At 61.4% G+C, this 17,902-nt stretch carries 14 protein-coding genes; 3 read left to right on the top strand and 11 right to left on the bottom strand.

Going from position 1 to position 17,902, the window contains the following annotated elements; all coding sequences use genetic code 11:
• Window positions 1-4: 4 nt before the first annotated feature.
• The 11 genes from T8A63_RS18550 to T8A63_RS18500 form a co-directional block, all read right to left on the bottom strand.
• Window positions 5-907, bottom strand: a complete 903-nt coding sequence (locus T8A63_RS18550; protein WP_322345849.1) for a glycosyl transferase family protein — start codon at window positions 905-907, stop codon at window positions 5-7.
• Window positions 904-3,534, bottom strand: coding sequence for a molybdopterin-dependent oxidoreductase (locus T8A63_RS18545; protein WP_322346092.1), 2,631 nt, complete (start codon window positions 3,532-3,534; stop codon window positions 904-906). Before T8A63_RS18545 ends, T8A63_RS18550 begins: the two co-directional genes overlap by 4 nt.
• Entirely contained in the window at window positions 3,534-3,863 is a 330-nt protein-coding gene (gene nirD / locus T8A63_RS18540) for a nitrite reductase small subunit NirD (RefSeq protein WP_322345847.1), read from the bottom strand. The genes T8A63_RS18545 and nirD overlap by 1 nt, the downstream gene beginning before the upstream one ends.
• Window positions 3,860-6,289 carry a nitrite reductase large subunit NirB gene (nirB, locus tag T8A63_RS18535; protein WP_322345845.1) on the bottom strand — a complete coding sequence of 810 codons (2,430 nt, stop codon included), beginning with the start codon at window positions 6,287-6,289 and terminating at the stop codon, window positions 3,860-3,862. Before nirB ends, nirD begins: the two co-directional genes overlap by 4 nt.
• A 4-nt stretch (window positions 6,290-6,293) precedes the next feature.
• On the bottom strand, window positions 6,294-7,973 hold the full coding sequence (locus tag T8A63_RS18530) for an ABC transporter ATP-binding protein (RefSeq protein WP_322345843.1): 1,680 nt from the start codon (window positions 7,971-7,973) through the stop codon (window positions 6,294-6,296).
• Between the two features lie 35 nt (window positions 7,974-8,008).
• Window positions 8,009-9,085: an ABC transporter permease gene (locus tag T8A63_RS18525; protein WP_322345841.1), complete on the bottom strand. Its 1,077-nt coding sequence runs from the start codon at window positions 9,083-9,085 to the stop codon at window positions 8,009-8,011.
• A 63-nt stretch (window positions 9,086-9,148) separates the two neighbouring features.
• Window positions 9,149-10,516 (bottom strand): CmpA/NrtA family ABC transporter substrate-binding protein, encoded by a 1,368-nt coding sequence (locus T8A63_RS18520; RefSeq protein WP_322345840.1) that lies wholly within the window; start codon window positions 10,514-10,516, stop codon window positions 9,149-9,151.
• A gap of 262 nt (window positions 10,517-10,778) precedes the next feature.
• Window positions 10,779-11,948 (bottom strand): ABC transporter substrate-binding protein, encoded by a 1,170-nt coding sequence (locus tag T8A63_RS18515; protein WP_322345838.1) that lies wholly within the window; start codon window positions 11,946-11,948, stop codon window positions 10,779-10,781.
• Window positions 11,945-12,529, bottom strand: coding sequence for an ANTAR domain-containing response regulator (locus T8A63_RS18510; RefSeq protein ID WP_120352694.1), 585 nt, complete (start codon window positions 12,527-12,529; stop codon window positions 11,945-11,947). The genes T8A63_RS18515 and T8A63_RS18510 overlap by 4 nt, the downstream gene beginning before the upstream one ends.
• Window positions 12,526-13,452, bottom strand: coding sequence for a LysR family transcriptional regulator (locus tag T8A63_RS18505; protein WP_322345836.1), 927 nt, complete (start codon window positions 13,450-13,452; stop codon window positions 12,526-12,528). The genes T8A63_RS18510 and T8A63_RS18505 overlap by 4 nt, the downstream gene beginning before the upstream one ends.
• Window positions 13,453-13,676: 224 nt before the next feature.
• Complete coding sequence (locus tag T8A63_RS18500; protein ID WP_322345834.1) at window positions 13,677-13,961, bottom strand: helix-turn-helix domain-containing protein; 285 nt, start codon at window positions 13,959-13,961, stop codon at window positions 13,677-13,679.
• 238 nt (window positions 13,962-14,199) lie between these two features.
• On the opposite strand from T8A63_RS18500, the gene T8A63_RS18495 reads away from it, so the two are divergent.
• The 3 genes from T8A63_RS18495 to T8A63_RS18485 are packed head-to-tail and all read left to right on the top strand — an operon-like array spanning window position 14,200 to window position 17,875.
• The gene (locus tag T8A63_RS18495; protein WP_120352391.1) at window positions 14,200-14,706 is read left to right on the top strand and encodes a 2Fe-2S iron-sulfur cluster-binding protein; all 507 of its coding nucleotides are present in this window, start codon (window positions 14,200-14,202) and stop codon (window positions 14,704-14,706) included.
• Window positions 14,703-15,689, top strand: coding sequence for a xanthine dehydrogenase family protein subunit M (locus T8A63_RS18490; RefSeq protein WP_322345831.1), 987 nt, complete (start codon window positions 14,703-14,705; stop codon window positions 15,687-15,689). Before T8A63_RS18495 ends, T8A63_RS18490 begins: the two co-directional genes overlap by 4 nt.
• A complete protein-coding gene (locus tag T8A63_RS18485) occupies window positions 15,686-17,875 on the top strand; it encodes a xanthine dehydrogenase family protein molybdopterin-binding subunit (protein ID WP_322346084.1) in 2,190 nt (729 codons plus the stop codon). Before T8A63_RS18490 ends, T8A63_RS18485 begins: the two co-directional genes overlap by 4 nt.
• Window positions 17,876-17,902: the final 27 nt, after the last annotated feature.

Genomic DNA, 17,902 nt, shown 5'->3' with positions numbered 1-17,902 from the left:
CCTGTCAGGCGGCCTGCTCGGCGGTGTCGGGAATACCCAGCGTATCAAGCGCAAGTGCTTTGGTGCCGGTGATGATCTCAGCCTCGAATGCGGTCGGCGTTTGGTGCGCCCACGTCCGGGCTGTATCGGAAGACAGACGGCGGGTTTCATCACAAAGCGCGGGAAAGGTCGCTTCCCAGCTACGCCCCTGCCGCAATCCGAAGGCCGCGATCTCTTTTGAAGGGTGGCGTTCGAACTCCCCGCCGCCACCCTTGATCACGGTCAGGCCATTCAGCCCCAAAAGCGCTGCCGCGTCGGCCTGCAAGAGGCGATAGGACGGGTGAAACACACCCTGCACACTGGCCGACGCAGCGCCCGGGTTCAGCATGCGGCAGACGGTGTTGACGCAGGACCGCAATCCAAAAACCCGCCGCAAATCCAGCAGCCGGAAAAGAGCGGGATGTGCACGTTCCAGCGGCAGATAGGCGATACCGTCGCGATCAAGCAGGCGTGCAATTTCATCAGCGCAGTCTCCAACCCCGATCCCCGCAACGGCTAAGCCGTCCCGCACCTGCGCATCCACGCCATTCCAGCCATGCAACAAGACGCGGTGGCCCGCCTGCGCGACCTCCTTCGCCGACAGCAGGAACCACGGCGCACCGCGTGTGCGGCCGGCGGCATAGCTGGGCCAATCCAGATCGACGGGCGGCAAGGCGGGCATATGCGCCTGCGCCGCGGCGGCAAACCCGGCAATCTCTGGCGCAGTTTCGCCTTTCATACGCAAAAGCATCAAAAGCGCGCCCACGGCCTCGGCATCTGCATCCCCCCGCAACATGGAGGACATGGCATCGAAGGCTTCCTCCAGCGTTAAGGACCGTGACCGCCCGGGCCCGCGCCCCAGCGTGCGAACATGGGCTGACAAGCTCATTCTGCGGCCTCGCGGGTTAAGAGATTGTTCAACAGCTCCGCGATTTCCGGGCGGCAAGAACCGCAGTTGGTCCCAGCCCCCAGTGCTTCGCCGATACTTTCGACTGACATCAGGCCGCGCGTTTCGATCGCTTCAAGGATGGTGTTGATCCCCACGCCAAAGCAGGAACACAAGGTTGGTCCGGGGTTCGGGGCGTCGGCTGCAGGGCGTCCCGTTAATGCGCCAGCCGCACGGGTGCCGGGCAATGCCACGAGGTAATCGCGCATGATCGCGACAGGGGTTGGCGACACAAAGAGCGCGCCCAAAAGCACCCCGTCGGCGTGAGCCGCGATCCGCGCAGAGCCGCGGCGCGCATCTATGATCGTGGTCAGCACAGCAGTCGGCGCGTCAAAGAGCCGCCTTGCCTCGACCTCCCAATCGTCAGGATGCAGGCGGCCAGCCAACTCGGCGCGAAACCCGTGCGATGTCCGCGCCAAGGCCCAGTAGTCGGCGGTCAGGTGCATCGGTTTTTGTGCGATGGTAAAGCCGTACCAGCCTGCATCGAACCGGCGCAGGTCAACAACGCCCGCCTTGCTTTCGGGCTGGCCGGAAACGGGATCGCAGGCCGCCGCGATCAGCGCGTCGATCCGGGCAGAGGGGGCTGTCTCTGCTGTCCAGTGCATTGGGGCAAAGACCTGCCCTTTTTGCACAGCATCGGTGATCCGCGCGCGCAGGATACTGACACCCGTTGGGCTGGAGACCTCGACTAAATCGGAGGGGTGAATGCCCAATGCCGTGGAATCTTCGGGGTGAATTTCGAGAAAGGGTTCCGCCAGATGGGCCGACAATCGCGGGCTTTGGCCCGTGCGGGTCATCGTGTGCCATTGGTCCCGCACGCGGCCTGTGTTCAAACGAAACGGATAGCGTCGCGTCGTCCGGGCCGCTGGCGGCCGCCACGATACGGGCAACAAACGCGCCTTGCCATCTGGGTGAAAGAACTGCCCATCCGCAAAGAACCGCCCGCCCTCGCGCGCCGCGGTGACCGGCCAGCGCTGCGGGGCGAAATCATCATATTGCTGGTCCGTGATCCGGGCCAAACCCGAGATATCAAAATCCCGTCCGAACCGTCCCGCAATGGCTGAAAGGGCTGCATGTTCGCGAAAAATCTCTGCCACGCTGGCAAACTGAAATCCCGTTTCGAACCCCATCCGCCGCCCCACCTCGGTCAGAATATGCCAATCCGGGCGGGTTTGGCCGGGTGCGGGCAGCACGCTGCGCTGGCGGCTGATGGTACGGTCGGAATTGGTAACGGTGCCGTCCTTTTCAGCCCATGCAGTGGCGGGCAAAAGCACGTCGGCCAGCCGCGCCGTGTCGGTCTGATCGGTAATGTCGCTGACAACGACGAAGGGGCATTCGGAAATTGCATCACGCACAGCATCGGCTTCGGGCATGGAGACGGCGGGATTGGTGTGAATGATCCACAGCGCTTTGATCCGCCCGTCGCCCACCGCTTGAAACATGTCGACCGCTTTGAGCCCCGGCTTATCGGGTAGGGAGGGCACGCCCCAGAAATCACGCACGGCAGCACTGTGATCGGCATTCTCCAGTTCCAGATGACAGGCCAACATATTGGCCAGCCCACCAACCTCGCGCCCGCCCATCGCATTGGGCTGTCCGGTCACCGAGAATGGGCCGCAACCGGGCTTGCCGATCCGACCGGTGGCGAGGTGGCAATTCAGGATCGCATTGACCTTGTCGGAGCCGCTGGTCGACTGGTTCACGCCCTGCGAGTAGATCGTCACGACCTTCTCATGCTGCATCCAGAGGCGGCAGAAAGCGGTGATTTCCGCTTCGCTCAGCCCGGTTGCGGCCCCGCTTTCGATACGTGCCGTATGCAGGGTTTCATCATAGCCGCTGGTATGGCGCAGAAAATCCGCATCACAGGCACCGCCATCGTAGATCTCGCTAAAAAGCCTGTTGAATAGCGCCACATCTGAGCCGGGCTCCAAGGCCAGATGCATATCGGCGCCATCACAGCTCGCGGTCCGGCGGGGGTCGATCAACACAATCTTGGTCCCGCGGGCTGCGCGTGCCCCCAACAGACGTTGATACAGCACGGGATGACACCAAGCGAGGTTCGATCCCACAAGTACAACAAGATCGGCCTCGTCGATGTCTTCATAGGTCCCGGGCACGGTGTCGCTGCCAAAGGCGCGCTTGTGACCGGCGACCGAAGAGGCCATGCAGAGCCGGGAGTTCGTGTCGATATTGGCCGACCCGATGAAGCCTTTCATCAGCTTGTTGGCGACGTAGTAATCCTCTGTCAGCATCTGGCCGGAAACATAGAAAGCGACGCTATCTGGGCCGTGCTGCGCGATGGTCTGCGAGAACCGGTCGGCGACATGCTGCAACGCCCGGTCCCAGCCCGCCTCCTGCCCGTCCACGCGGGGGGTCAGCAGGCGGTTTTCCAGACCCACGGTCTCCCCCAGTGCCGCCCCTTTGGAGCAGAGCCGCCCACGGTTCGCCGGGTGATCAGGATCGCCGCGCACATCCAAACCGCCTGCCCCATCCGCGCGCAGCAGCACGCCACAGCCCACGCCGCAATAGGGACAGGTCGAGCGCACCACTGGCATGGCGGAGCCGTCCATCACGCGGCACTCCGACTTGCAAGCTTGGTCGCATCGATCAGGATGCGCCCAGCCTCTACCCGCGCAGGATATGTAGAGATGACCCCCTCTTCGCCCTGCGCCTGCCCGGTGTTCAGGTCGAACACCCAGTTGTGCAGCGGGCAAGTGACGGATTGACCATGAACGATCCCTTCAGACAGCGGTCCGCCCTTGTGCGGGCAGCTATCGGTGGTGGCGAAAACCTCCGCCTCGCCAGTGCGGAAAAGGGCCACGCAGCCAAGTGCCGTCTTGATCTTGCGTGCGCCACGCAGGGGAATGTCGTCTATCGCGCCGATGTCGATCCAGTTCATTCCGCGGCCTCCAGTGTCAGATTGGCGAGGGGCTGGTACCGCTCTGCCGTTTTGGCGTGCTCGGCCCAGGGGTCTTTGCGATAGATGGATTGGCTGAGCTCGAATGCCGCGATCAGCCGTGCGCGTTCCTCGGGGTCGGCGATGCGGGCCTGCACCCAACCGAGCCCAACCTTGGCGACCCATTTATAGGGGCGGTCGAGGTATTTGGCGTGCTCACGGTAGAGTTGGACAAAGGCAATCGTCACATCAATCGCCTCTTGCTCGGTGCCGACATCACAAAGGCGCTCGGTCTCTTTGACATCCATCCCCGCTGCGCCGGCGACGCTCACCTGATAGCCGCTGTCGACGCAGATGATCCCAACGTCCTTGCAGGTAGCTTCGGCACAGTTGCGCGGGCAGCCAGAGACACCCAGCTTGACTTTGTGCGGCGTCCATGACCCCCAGAGCGCCTGTTCCAGCTTGATGCCGAGGCCGGTGCTGTCCTGCGTGCCAAAACGGCAGTGGTCGGTGCCGACACAGGTTTTCACCGTGCGCAGCCCTTTTGAATAAGCATGGCCCGAAACGAGCCCCGCCTTGTTCAGATCGGCCCAGATATAGGGCAGGTCTTCGCCCTTCACGCCCAACAGATCAATGCGCTGACCGCCTGTGACCTTGACCGTCGGCACATCGTATTTGTCGGCGGCGTCGGCAATGGCGCGCAATTCGGCCGGGTTGGTGATCCCGCCCCACATGCGCGGCACGACGCTGAAAGTGCCGTCTTTTTGAATATTCGCGTGTTTGCGTTCGTTCACAAAACGGCTCTGCGGATCGTCTTGATACTCTAGCGGCCAATCGGCCAGCAGATAGAAGTTCACTGCAGGGCGGCAAATGTGACAGCCGTTGCGGGTTTTCCAGCCCAACTCCTGCCAAACGGCCTCTTTGGACTTCAACTCCTGCGACTGGATCAGCAGGCGGATGTCCTCATGGGTCAGGTCACAGCAGGGGCAGATGGGCTGGGCAGTCGGCATGACGAAGTCATCGCCCAGTGTGACCTGCAAAACCTGTTCGACCAGCCCTGTGCAGGTCCCGCAGGACGCACTGGCCTTGGTCGCAGCCTTGATCGCGGCCAAATCCGTCGCACCGCCTGCGATGGCATCGGTGATGGTGCCTTTGCAAATGCCGTTGCAGCCGCAAATTTCCGCGTCACGCGGCAATGCTGCAACGGCTGAGAGCGGGTCCGAGGTATCGCCCCCCTGAAATGCCGGACCGAAGATGAGCGTCTCACGCATTTCGTCGATATCGGTGCCGTCTTTGATCAACTGGAAGAACCAATTGCCATCTGCCGTGTCGCCGTACATCACCGCGCCAATCAATCGGTCTCCTTCAATCACCAGCCGCTTGTAGATGCCCCGTGCAGGGTCACGCAGTACGATGTCTTCGCGCCCTTCCCCTTCAGCAAAGTCACCCGCGCTGAACAGATCGCAGCCGGTTACTTTCAGCTTGGTGGCAGTATCCTTCGCGATGAAAGCGTCGACCCCCTCCAGCAGGCTCCGCGCCAGAACCTTGGCCTGATCATAAAGCGGCGCCACGAGCCCGAAAAGCTGCCCGTCAAACTCCACGCATTCGCCCACGGCAAAGATATCCGGGTCCGACGTCTGCATCTGCGCATTCACCTCGATGCCCCGCGCAACCGTCAGCCCCGCGTCGGTCGCGAGCCGGGTTTCGGGCCGGATGCCAACGGCCATGACCACCAGATCGGCTGGCAGGGTTTCGCCGTCTTCCAGCACGACGGCCTCGGCCCGTTCCGCCCCGATGATCGCCTTGGTTGAGGCCTGCGTGCGGATGCTGATGCCGCGCCCCTCTAGGTCCTTGCGCAACAGATAACCTGCCGCCTCATCTAATTGCCGTTCCATGAGGTGGCCCATCAGATGCACCACCGTGACCTCCATGCCACGTTCGGCAAGACCGGCTGCGGCCTCCAACCCTAAAAGCCCACCGCCGATGACCACGGCTTTGCCGCCCTTCCCGGCTGCGCTTATCATCGCATTGGTATCGTCCAAATCACGATAGGTGACGACGCCCGGCAGGTCTTTACCGGGAACCGGAATGATGAAGGGCGCAGAGCCGGTGGCGATGATCAGCTTGTCATATGGGAGATGGCCGTTCTGACCGGAAACCACCTTCATCGTCGGATCTATGCCCGACACAGGCTCGCCAAAGCGACAGGTCACTCCCTGTGCGGCATACCAATCGCTGTCATGGGTGACAATTTCCTCATAGGTCTTTTCGCCCGACAGCACCGGGCTCAGCATGATGCGATTGTAATTCCCACGCGCCTCCGCGTTGAACAGGGTGATGTCAAAGGCATCTGGATCGGTCTCAACCAGATGTTCGATGACGCGGCCCGATGCCATTCCAGCGCCGATGATGACCAGTCTTTGTTTCATGGGTTCACTCCGCCGCCATTGTTTCAGGGGTTTTGGGCTTGGGCTTTGCGCCGTGCTCATATTCCTCAAGGAAATCGAGCACCTCTTGCCTGTAGCCGTAGTAGTCAGGATGCTGCAGAAGCATCTTGCGCGTTCTGGGCCGGGGCAGATCGACCTGTGTGATCTTACCAATGGTGGCCTGCGGCCCGTTGGTCATCATGACCACACGGTCAGCCAGCAAGATCGCCTCGTCCACATCATGGGTGACGCAAATCGCCGTGACCTTGGTGCGCGACCAGACCTCCATCAGCACCTCTTGCAGCTCCCAACGCGTCAGGCTGTCGAGCATGCCAAACGGCTCATCAAGCAACAGCAACTTGGGGCTGAGCGCAAAGGCGCGCGCGATACCGACACGCTGCTGCATACCGTTGGACATATCGCTCGCTCGCTTGTCCATCGCATCGCCCAGCCCGACCCGCTCCAGATAATACTCCACCACATCCTGACGCTCGGCCTGCGAGGCGCGGGGGTAGACCTTGTCGACACCGATCGCCACATTCTCTTTGGCGCTGAGCCAGGGGAACAGGTTGGGCGATTGAAACACCACGGCGCGCTCAGGGTCGGCGCCCTCCACATGGGTGCCGTCCAACACGATGGAGCCCTTCGATATGTCGTTCAGCCCCGCAGCCATGGTCAAAACTGTCGACTTGCCGCAGCCTGAATGGCCGATCAACGAAATGAACTCTCCCTTCTCGATCTTGAGATCGAAATTCTCGACCACCGTCAGCGGGCCTTTGGGCGTGGGGTAAACTTTGTGAAGCTGGCTGAAATCCAGATAACGGCTGCGCACTGTGCTCTTCTCTGCTTCGGCCAGAGCGGCGGGGAGGCCGTGGATCGGGGTCACGTTCGGCAAAAGTCGGGTACCCTCGACCTTGGCCTCAATCCCAACATCCATCAGGTATTTGGTCACATCCGCGCGCAAGCTTCTGAAGGTTTCATTGGTGTTCATGCGTCCCCGATCCCGAGGGCGCGGGATCTTGACGGGGAACTCCTTGCCCAACGTGCCATCCGGGTTCAGGGCGATGATCCGGTCAGCAAGGATGATCGCCTCGTCCACATCGTTGGTGATCAGCACACAGGTCTTCTTGTCGGCCTCCCAAATGTGCTCAATCTCATCAGCGAGATTGGCGCGGGTCAGCGCGTCGAGCGCCGACAATGGCTCATCCAGCAAAAGCACTTCAGGGTTCATCGCCAGCGCGCGGGCCACATTGACCCGCTGCCGCATCCCGCCCGAAAGCTCCGCCGGGCGGCGTGTGGCGGCATGGCCAAGGCCCACCATCTTGACGTAATGCGCGACCTTCTCGGCGCGCTCTGCCTTGGACAGACCGGGAAAGACCGTATCCACCGCGAGGCCGACATTGCCGCTGACCGTCAGCCAAGGCATCAGCGAATAGCTTTGAAAGATCATCGCGCGTTCCGGCCCCGGCCCGGTGACGGGCTGGCCCTTGAAGCTGACCTTTCCCTTGGACGGCTGCTCAAGCCCCGCCATCAGGTTAATGAGGGTCGTCTTGCCGCTGCCGGAAAAGCCGAGCAGCACGAGGAACTCCCCCTCACGCACATCCAGGTTGATGTCCTTCAGCACATGGGTCGCATGGGTGCCCGAGCCAAAGCTCTGGCTGACATGATCGAGTTTCAGAATGCTCATGTGAGTGTTCCTTTCCGCTATCGCCGCAGCACAGCTCAGCGGTTGTTCGTGAAGGTAAAGAGCGACTGCAGGGCGTACATCACCCGGTCCAGCAGGAAACCGATGATGCCGATGGTCAGCACAGCGACCATGATCCGGGCGAGCGAACTGGAAGACCCGTTCTGAAACTCGTCCCAGACGAATTTGCCAAGTCCCGGATTCTGCGCCAGCATTTCCGCAGCGATCAGGACCATCCAGCCCACCCCGAGCGACAGCCGCAGCCCGGTAAAGATCAGCGGCAGGGCGGAGGGCAGGACCAGTTTGGTGATCTTGGTCCAGGTGTTCATCTTCAGCACCTTCGAGACATTCACCAGATCCTTGTCGATGCTCGCCACGCCCAGTGCAGTGTTGATCAGCGTCGGCCAAAGCGAGCAAAGCGTCACGGTAATGGCCGAGACCAAGAAGGATTTGGACAGCAGACCATCATTCGAGGCCGCAACGGCGGAGACCACCATCGTCACGATCGGCAGCCAAGCCAGCGGGGAGACCGGTTTGAAAATCTGAATGATCGGGTTCAACGCGGCGTTGGCCGTGGGTGAGAGGCCCGCCGCGATCCCAAGCGGGATTGCCACCGCACTCGCGATCAGAAAGCCGAAGAATACGGTTTGAATTGAGGTCCAGATTTGTTGGTAATACGTCGGCGCACCGGTATAGGCGCGCTCAACAGAGGGCATGCCCTGTTCGACGCGGCGTTCATTCAAAACCGCGACCTGCGCTTCGAATTTGGCACGGCTCTCGGCCTTGGCCTGCGCGTCCTCATGCAGGGTGACCGCCTCAGACCATACCTGTGCCGGGCCGGGGATCGCGCCGAGCGAGGTTTGCACTGTCGGGGCCAATGCCGCCCAAAGCGCAAGGAACCCGACAATCGCAAGCAATGGCACCCCCAACAGACGCCAGATCTCGGCAACTTGCGCCTTAGGGTTATCACCAGCGACGGCTTTCAGGATCGGGGTCAGCCATGCCAGCCCAATAACCTGAAACCACTTATCGGCGGTGTTGATCCGGGTGAAGCGCCTTTCGCGGCGCGCCGTGCGTGCCGGATCAGCGGTAAAATTCGGGTCTGCGGTGCTCATCGAACTGTCTCCTGCAGGAATGGGAAAGGCACGGGCGAGACGGCGCGCCAGTGCCGCCGGGCCTCAGCCCTGAACTTCGTCGCCGACCACGGTTTGATCGCCTTTCAGCCCGATTGGCAGACTGTCGAGGTAGGCGTTGGGGGCGCGACCATCGAAGGGAATGCCGTCGATGATGTCAGCCGCAGGTGTCGGTGCTTTGAAGCCGTTGGCCTCCCAGGGGAAGTCTTCCTCCTTCGCCAAGCCGTCGTCGACCAGCGACCGGGCGGCCTCCAGATAGATCTCCGGGCGGTAGACGCTGGCGGCAACGTCCTTGAACCATGCGTCGGATTTTGGCTCAGCAATCTGACCCCAGCGGCGCATCTGGGTCAGGTACCAAATCGCGTCCGAATAATAGGGGTAGGTCGCGTTATGCCGGAAGAAGACGTTGAAATCGGGGATGTCGCGTTTGTCGCCTTTCTCGAACTCGAAAAAGCCGGTCATTGAATTGGCAATCACCTCGTAATCGGCGCCGACATATTCAGGGCGGCTGAGTATCTCGACGGCTTCGGGGCGGTTGGCATTATTGTTTTCATCCAGCCACATGGCCGCGCGAATGAGCGCCCGGACAACCGCCTTGGTGGTGTTGGGGTTCTCCTCAGCGAAAGCATCGGTGATGCCGAATACCTTTTCGGGGTTGTTCTTCCACAGTTGATAGTCGGTGATGACCGGCACGCCGATGCCTTTGAACACCGCCTGCTGGTTCCAAGGTTCGCCCACGCAATAACCGTGGATCGTCCCGGCTTCCAACGTGGCAGGCATCTGCGGCGGCGGCGTCACCGACAAAAAGACATCCGCCCCGATCTGGCCCGAGATGTTATCGGGGCTGTAGTATCCGGGGTTGATCCCGCCTGCCGCGAGCCAATAGCGCAGCTCGTAGTTATGGGTCGAGACAGGGAACACCATCCCCATGTTGAAGGCCTCGCCATTGGCATTGAACTCTTCGATCACCGGCACCAGCGCCTCGGCTGAAATCGGATGCTCGGGCCGTCCATCGGCCATCTTGGGAATGTTGGGCAGCATCTTTTCCCAAACCTCGTTGGAGACGGTGATCCCGTTGCCGTTCAGGTCCATCGAAAAGGGCGTGATGATATGCGCCTCAGTCCCGTAGCCAATGGTCGCCGCCAAGGGCTGCCCGGCCAGCATATGCGCGCCGTCCAACTGGCCGTCGATCACCCCATCCAACAGCACTTTCCAGTTGGCCTGGGCTTCGAGGGTGACAAAAAGCCCCTCATCAAGGAAGTAGCCCTGCTCATAGGCAATGGCGAGCGGGGCCATGTCTGTCAGCTTGATAAAACCGAAGGTCAGCACGTCCTTTTCAAGGTCAAGCAGTTCAGCGAAAGCGGCGCTGGTCATCACGGTCGAGGCCGCAAGGCCAAGGATAAGGTGTTTCATGGTTGGTCCTTTTGAGGGCGTCCGCGCCGGGCGGAGGTGGATCGGGCAAATAAAAAAGGCCGCTCACTAACCATCGTTGCAAACGATGGAAAGCGAGCGGCCCTGCTCAACGTATCCCAGTCATCGGGAGGAATTCGGTGCAAGCCACGCCATTGTGGATGCACCTTCGATCATGCCGCAATGCAGCGCGTTCTCAACCCTATGATGTCATTATGCAGCAAAAAAGTCGGAGGCGTTTTGCCGTTGCGCAAAAAATAGTCGCCTACAGCGCGGAAGGATCGAAAATTTGGCCGTCGAAAAACTCATTCGGCAACAACGTCAGCCGCCCCCCAGCTGAAGCCACCGGCGTAGCGCGTGGAATCGCCCCTTCGACCTTTTCCGATGCGCCGGGCAAATCAGGGTCCAGCATGCTAAGATGCAAACGATGTAGATCTGAGCGGAACACATTCGCAATCGTATCCGCAGTGGGATTGCCACTGCCGTACGACTGACACAAATGTTGCGCGATCCACCGTGATTGGCTGCGCCACGGAAAGGTAGCAGCGCCACGGTGAAACTCGAGAAATCCATCAATCTGGCGGTGCGCCCCGCGGGGCGAGACGATCAAATGCCCCGACAAGGCTCGGTTAATAAGTTCAGAGGGCACATCCAGATAGGCTTTGCGCGACAACAGATCGCTGGCGGCCGCATGAACATTCGGGTCGGCCAACCACCGGCCCGCCTTCCATGTCGCGCGCAACAGACGGGCAAGCAGATCAGGCTCGGCCTCTGCCCAGTTGGTGCGCACGGCCAAAACCTTTTCAGGTGCAAAACTCCAGATCGCCTTGCCCGGCAGGAGCAATGCACCGACGCCACGTTCAACCGCAACCGACCCCCAAGGCTCGCCTACGCAAAAGGCGTCCACCTCCCCCGCTGCCAGTGCGCTTGCCATAAGCGCAGGCGGCACGGTGCGGATTACGATCCCGTCCGGTCCGAGTGCTGATGCCCGGCTCCAGTAGCGCAACAGTTCGACATGCATCGAAAACGGGAATGGCACCCCAAATACGATCGGTCCGTGGCGGACCTGTGCAAGTGCTTCTGCCGCCTTGAAAGGATCAACAAAGTCGAAGTCATAGCCCAAAGCGCGCAGCCGGTCTTCGAGCGGTTTGCCAACCCCTATGACAGTGCCGTTGACCGACAGGATCGACACCGCCGACAGTGCGGTCGCGACCCCGCCCAACCCCATCGCCATTGCAACCGGCAGCGGCGACAGCATATGCGCAGCGTCGACACGGCCAAAGGCCAACATGTCTCGGAGTGACGACCACGACGGCGCGGCGGTCAGGTCCAGCGCAATGCCCTCAGCTTCGGCAAAGCCCAACTCATGCGCCACGATCAAGGGCGCGGCATCCACCAAGGGGACGTAAGCAACAGGGATAGTCGTCGTCTTCATCCGAGCAGCCCCGACGCGGTCACCAGTGCTTCGGCCACGTCAGCCACCCGCCGCCCTTGGTCCATCGCGGCCTTCCGCAGCAGGGCATAAGCGGCTTCCTCATCAAGACCCTTGGCCTTCATCAACAGCCCCTTTGCACGGTCTATCACCTTGCGTTCTTCCAAGGCGCGGCGTGTCTCGGCCAATTCACTGCGCATCTGGCGTACCATCGCAAAACGCGCAATCGCAGTGTCCATCACCGGCTTTAGTCGGCCCGGCGCGAGCCCATCGACAACATAGGCCGAAAGCCCCGCCTCAATCGCCGCCTGTGCCAGCCCGCCAGCCGCACCCGATACGAACATCGCCACAGGACGCTCCAACGGGCCAGAGGCCAGCGTCAGTTCCTCCATCACGTCGCGTGTCGGGTTGCCTGCGTCGATCAGCACAATATCGGGCACATGGGCGGCGATCTTGCGGGCGAGGCCACTGGAATTGCCGACAACGAAAACGTCACAAACGCAGGCCTCTTTCAGCGCGTCCACGATCGCAATCGCGCGCTCTTGATCTTCTTCGACAACAACGATGCTTAGGGTCTTGGTCATGGGTGCCCCGCCACCTTCTGAACTGGAGGCGCTGTATCGGGGCGAAACTCCGACACCAAGAAATCAATGAAGGCGCGGGTCTTCGGGGGGAGATTTCGCCGCCCCGCGAACTGCACGACGATATCGGTGCTGGCAGGCGCATAACCGGGCAAGATCCGCAGCAACTCACCCGACTGCAGTTTCGCGTCCACCAGATAGCTTGGCAGCCGCGCGATACCGATGCCAGCAAGGGCGGCGTGAAAGATCACATCTGTACTGTTGCCTTCGAAATCCCCATCCGCGTCGAACGGCTGCGCCTCACCCGCCTCGACATCGCTCCATGCGTTCCGACGGCTATTTCCGGCGATCCTCAGGCAGTTGTGCTCTGACAGATCGGCGAAGCTGGTTGGTGTCCCGCGTCGCTCGATGTAGTGCGGCGCCGCGCAGAGAACGCGGTGGCTATGCATTATCCGGCGCACGACGACATCGGGGTTCTTATGCTGCTCGGCAAAACTTACCGCCGCGTCGAAACCCTCTGTCTGCAGGTCAATCTCGCGATCCGTTAGTTCAAGAGATACCTTAATCTCTGGGTTCATCTCCAGAAACACAGGCAAGGCCGGGATCAACTGTGATTTGCCAAAAGCCACCGTCGAGGCGATCCGCAATTTGCCGCGTGGCACATCATCAAGGTTAGATATATGCGCTTCAGCGTCCTTGAACTTCTCTGCCATGGCCTGACATTTGAGATAGAATTCCTGACCTTCCGGGGTCGGCAAAACGCCAGTCCGCGTGCGGTTGAGCAGACGAAAGTGCGCGTGATCCTCCAAAAGACTGATCTGCTTGCTGACTGCGGATGGGGTTTGACCCATGGACCGCGCCGCCGCGGAAATGCTCCCTCGCTCGACCACGGTGGCGAAGATCAGCATTTGCGCTGATAAATCCATGTCAATTCACTCGTATGTTCCAGTTTGGCGCTGTGCCACCGCGCGAGGGACAAACTGCGAAGGGTTGGGAGATGCTCGTTTTCGTGATGCCCCACGATACTGCACTGCAGCAATCAATCGAGCGATATGGAGTGCGATTTCCATGGGCAGATTGGCTGGATGACCGGTTTTATGGCCATGCGCCTATTCTTTCATCGGATATGCGATTGCACGACACTGGAGGGTCACAAACTCGAACGAAAGCGCACCAGGATGAGACGACGTGTTGCGGGCGTAGCGCGGTTTCCTCTTCCTCTGACGCTCTGATGGATCGTCCCATGGCAAATCCGGTACGTCGCGCGCGGTTCGATCTTCAGCCGTCCGGCGATCTGCTCTGGCGACCAACGGATGATCGTTGAGCGGTCTCGACCAAGCGTTTCAGCGATCTTGGTCTTTGTGGCTTTCGCCTGAAGCATCGTCACTAAGATTTTGCGTTCGTCCAAGTTCAGTTTTCGGTAGGGTCTTCTCATCACATCCTCCTGATCTGCATAAAGGAAGCATCCAATGATGCGATCTAAAATGGAAAGTGCCCTATCGGCAGATTACCCACTTGGATTCATCATTATATATTCACAAGCCGCGCGGACCGAGGCTTCCGCTTCCACCGTCCTCAACCGCTTGCCGCCCAACTTCGCCGCCCTACGTCCCGAAGCAGCCGATAGCTGGAGGGTTTTGCCCTCCGCCTCCATTTAGCCAAAGGAATTTGCCGTGGAAACGAAATTGACCATTAATGGCACCGAGCAGCGGCTGGATCTTGATCCCCGCACAACGCTTTTGGATGCCCTGCGCCACCACCTTGGACTGACCGGCAGCAAAAAAGGCTGCGATCACGGGCAATGCGGCGCCTGCACGGTGATGGTGAACGGACGCCGGATCAACGCCTGCCTGACGCTGGCCTGTATGCATGACGGTGATGAGGTCACCACGATCGAAGGCATCGGCCAGCCCGGCAACCTCAGCCCGCTGCAAGAGGCTTTTGTCAGCGAAGACGGGTTTCAGTGCGGCTATTGCACCCCCGGTCAGATCTGCTCGGCCACCGCGATGCTTGAAGAAATCTCAAACGGGTGGCCCAGCCATGTGACCGATGATCTGAGCGGCAAGGCCGACCTAACGGCCGAAGAAATCTCGGAACGGATGAGCGGCAACCTCTGCCGTTGCTCGGCCTATCCCAATATCGTCGAGGCGATCCGCAAAGCCGCGGGAGAAAACGCATGAGACCTTTTGACTATACCCGCGCCGAAGACACAGAAGCCGCAGCGCGCCAAGCGGCGGGCGGTGGCACTTTCATCGCCGGGGGCACCAACCTTTTGGACCTGATGAAACTAGAGGTCATGACCCCCGAGGCGCTGATCGACATCAACCGTCTGGACCTTGCCGAGATCGAAGAGACCGACGACGGCGGGCTGCGCGTCGGGGCCTTGGTGACCAACAGCGATCTGGCCAATGACGCCCGCGTGCGCGAAGGCTGGCCAGTGCTGAGCCGCGCGCTGCTGGCCGGGGCCAGCGGGCAGCTGCGCAACAAGGCGACGACGGGGGGCAACCTGCTGCAACGCACGCGGTGTCTGTATTTCTACGACCGCGCCATGCCCTGCAACAAACGTGAGCCGGGCACGGGCTGTTCGGCGAAAGACGGGTTTAACCGCATCCTCGCCGTGCTGGGCACGTCGGAGCATTGCATCGCCACCCATCCCAGCGACATGGCCGTGGCCATGCGCGCCCTCGGGGCCGAGGTGGAAACGCTGAAAGAAGACGGGAGCACCCGCCGCCTGACGCTGGATGACCTCTATCTTCTGCCGGAAGACCGCCCCGATCAAGAGACCGTTCTTGAAGCGGGCGAGTTGATCACCGCAGTGGTTTTGCCCGCGCCCGTGGAGGGCAAACAGACCTATCGCAAGGTGCGGGATCGGGCCTCTTATGCCTTCGCGCTGGTCTCTGTGGCCGGGATCGTCGAAGTGCAGGACGGGCGGATCACCCGCGCCGATCTGGCCTTTGGCGGGCTGGCACCGAAACCTTGGCGCAATGTTGAGGTTGAGGACCTGCTGACCGGTGAAACGCCATCGGAAGACCTGTTCAACAAAGCCGCCGATCTGCTGCTGGCCGAGGCCAAAGGCTATGGCGCGAATGATTTCAAAATCCCCCTCGCCCGCCGCACGCTGGTGTCGGTGCTAAGCGAACTTACCGCGGAGGCCCAGCAATGACCGAGCAATTCAAAATGGACGCGCCCGCCACCGCACGCAGGCTTGATGAAATGGCGCAGGGTCTTGTCGGTGCGCCGCTAGACCGCCCCGAGGGGCCGCTGAAAGTCACCGGCACGGCGACCTATGCCAACGAATGGCAGGTCGAGGGGATGGTGCATGGCGTGATGGTCCGCGCCCCGGGCAACAGTGGCCGCGTGGTTTTGGCCAACCGGGATGACGTGGCGAAGATGCCGGGCGTCTTGGCCGTGATCCAAGACGAACGCCTGCTGCGCAATCCCGCCCAAGGCACCGCGAACAAAGCCCCGATTCAGGGGCCGGATCACGCCGCCTATCTAGGGCAGTTGATCGCGGTGGTGGTTGCCGAAGGCTTTGAACAGGCCCGCCATGCGGCGCAGTCGCTGAAGGTGGAACTTGAAAACGGCGAGGTCATGCCGGTCGATCCCGCAACGGCGGCGGTTGAACCGCAAGAGGCGAAAACGCTGGATCAGGGCGATCTGGATGGGGCGATGCAGGAGGCCGCGTTTTCGGTCGATGTGACCTATACCACCCCGTCGCACTCCAGCTCCCCGATGGAGCCGCATGCCTCTATCGCGTCGTGGGACGGCGATGACCTGACCCTGCGCGGCAGCTATCAGATGCTGAAATACAACCGCAATGAGCTGTCGGACGCGCTTGGCATTCACCCCGACCGGCTGCGCATCCTGTCTCCTTACGTCGGCGGCGGCTTTGGCTCGAAACTCGGGATCGCGCCCGAGGCGGTCGCGGCGGCGATTGCGGCAAAAGAGGTGGGCCGCCCGGTTTCTGTCGCCCTCCAACGGCCACAGGTCTATGAGGCGACGATGCGCAGGTCAGAGACCACGCAGCGTGTGCGGCTTGCCGCCGATGCCGAGGGGAAGTTGACCGGTCTGGGCCATGACGCGCGCGTGTCCAACCTGCCCGGAGAGACCTTTGCCGAGCCGGTTTTGCAAGCCTCGCATTTCCTCTATGCCGGGGCGAACCGCAAGATGTCGATGGATCTGGCACGGGTGCACCGCCTCTGCGCAGGCTCTGTCCGCGCGCCGGGCGAAGCGGTGGGGGTCACCGTTTTCGAGGGCGCGATGGATGAGCTGGCCGACAAGATCGGCATGGACCCGGTCGAACTGCGCCGCCGCAACATCCCCGAAAAAGACCCCGAAAGCGGCAAAGACTTCTCTTCCCGTCGTTTCCGTGAGGCGCTTGACAGCGGGGCCGAGACCTTTGGCTGGGCCGACCGCCCCGGCATCAAGGAACGGCGTGAGGGCGAATGGCTGATCGGATACGGCATGGCCTCGGCGGCGCGGATCAACGTGCTGATGGAGAGCCAAGCCCGCGTGACGCTGATGCCCGATGGCCGCCTGCGGGTCGAGACGGATATGACCGACATCGGCACCGGCACCTATGCGATCTTGGGGCAAATCGCGGGCGATATGATGGGCCTGCCGCGAGATGCCGTGGATGTGGTCTTGGGCGATACCACCCTACCTCCGGCCTCTGGCTCTGGCGGGTCGTGGGGCGCGTCGTCGAGCGGCACCTCTGTCTATCTGGCCTGTGAGGCGATCCGCAAACAATTGGCCGAGCGGCTGGAAGTGGACGAAAATGACCTGACGCTGAAAGACGGAATGGCCACATTCGACAATCAGACCCGAAGCCTGAGCGAGATCCTGAACGGCGATGAGATCGCGAAGCTTGGCCATGTGCTGCCCGGCGACACTTCCGAGGCGGTGCGGCAGGCGACATTCGGTGCCTATTTCGCCGAAGTCGCGGTGCATGCCGCCTCGGGCGAGACGCGGGTGCGGCGGATGCACGGCACTTTCGCCGCAGGGCGGATCCTGAATGCCAAGACGGCGCGCTCGCAATGTCTGGGCGGGATGACCTTTGGCATCGGCATCGCGCTGACCGAGGAGTTGGCCTTTGACCCGCGCGACGGGCATGTGGCCAACCACAACCTTGCGGAATACCACATTCCGGTTAACGCCGACGTGCCGCAGTTGACCGTCGATCTGCTGGAAGAGCGGGACGATTGGGCCAACCCGCTGCAGGCGAAAGGGATCGGTGAGTTGGGCATCTGCGGCGCGGCTGCGGCGATCACCAATGCGATCTACAACGCCACCGGGGTGCGGGTGCGCGACTACCCCGCCACCTTGGACAAGGTGATTGCGGGGATGTGATCGGCGACGGGGCGGCCCATTGGTCGC

Source organism: Sulfitobacter sp. OXR-159 (genome assembly GCF_034377145.1).
Taxonomy (GTDB): Bacteria; Pseudomonadota; Alphaproteobacteria; order Rhodobacterales; family Rhodobacteraceae; genus Sulfitobacter.
The sequence above is the reverse complement of the archived record's forward strand: the minus strand, read 5'-3'. Positions and strand labels throughout refer to the sequence as shown.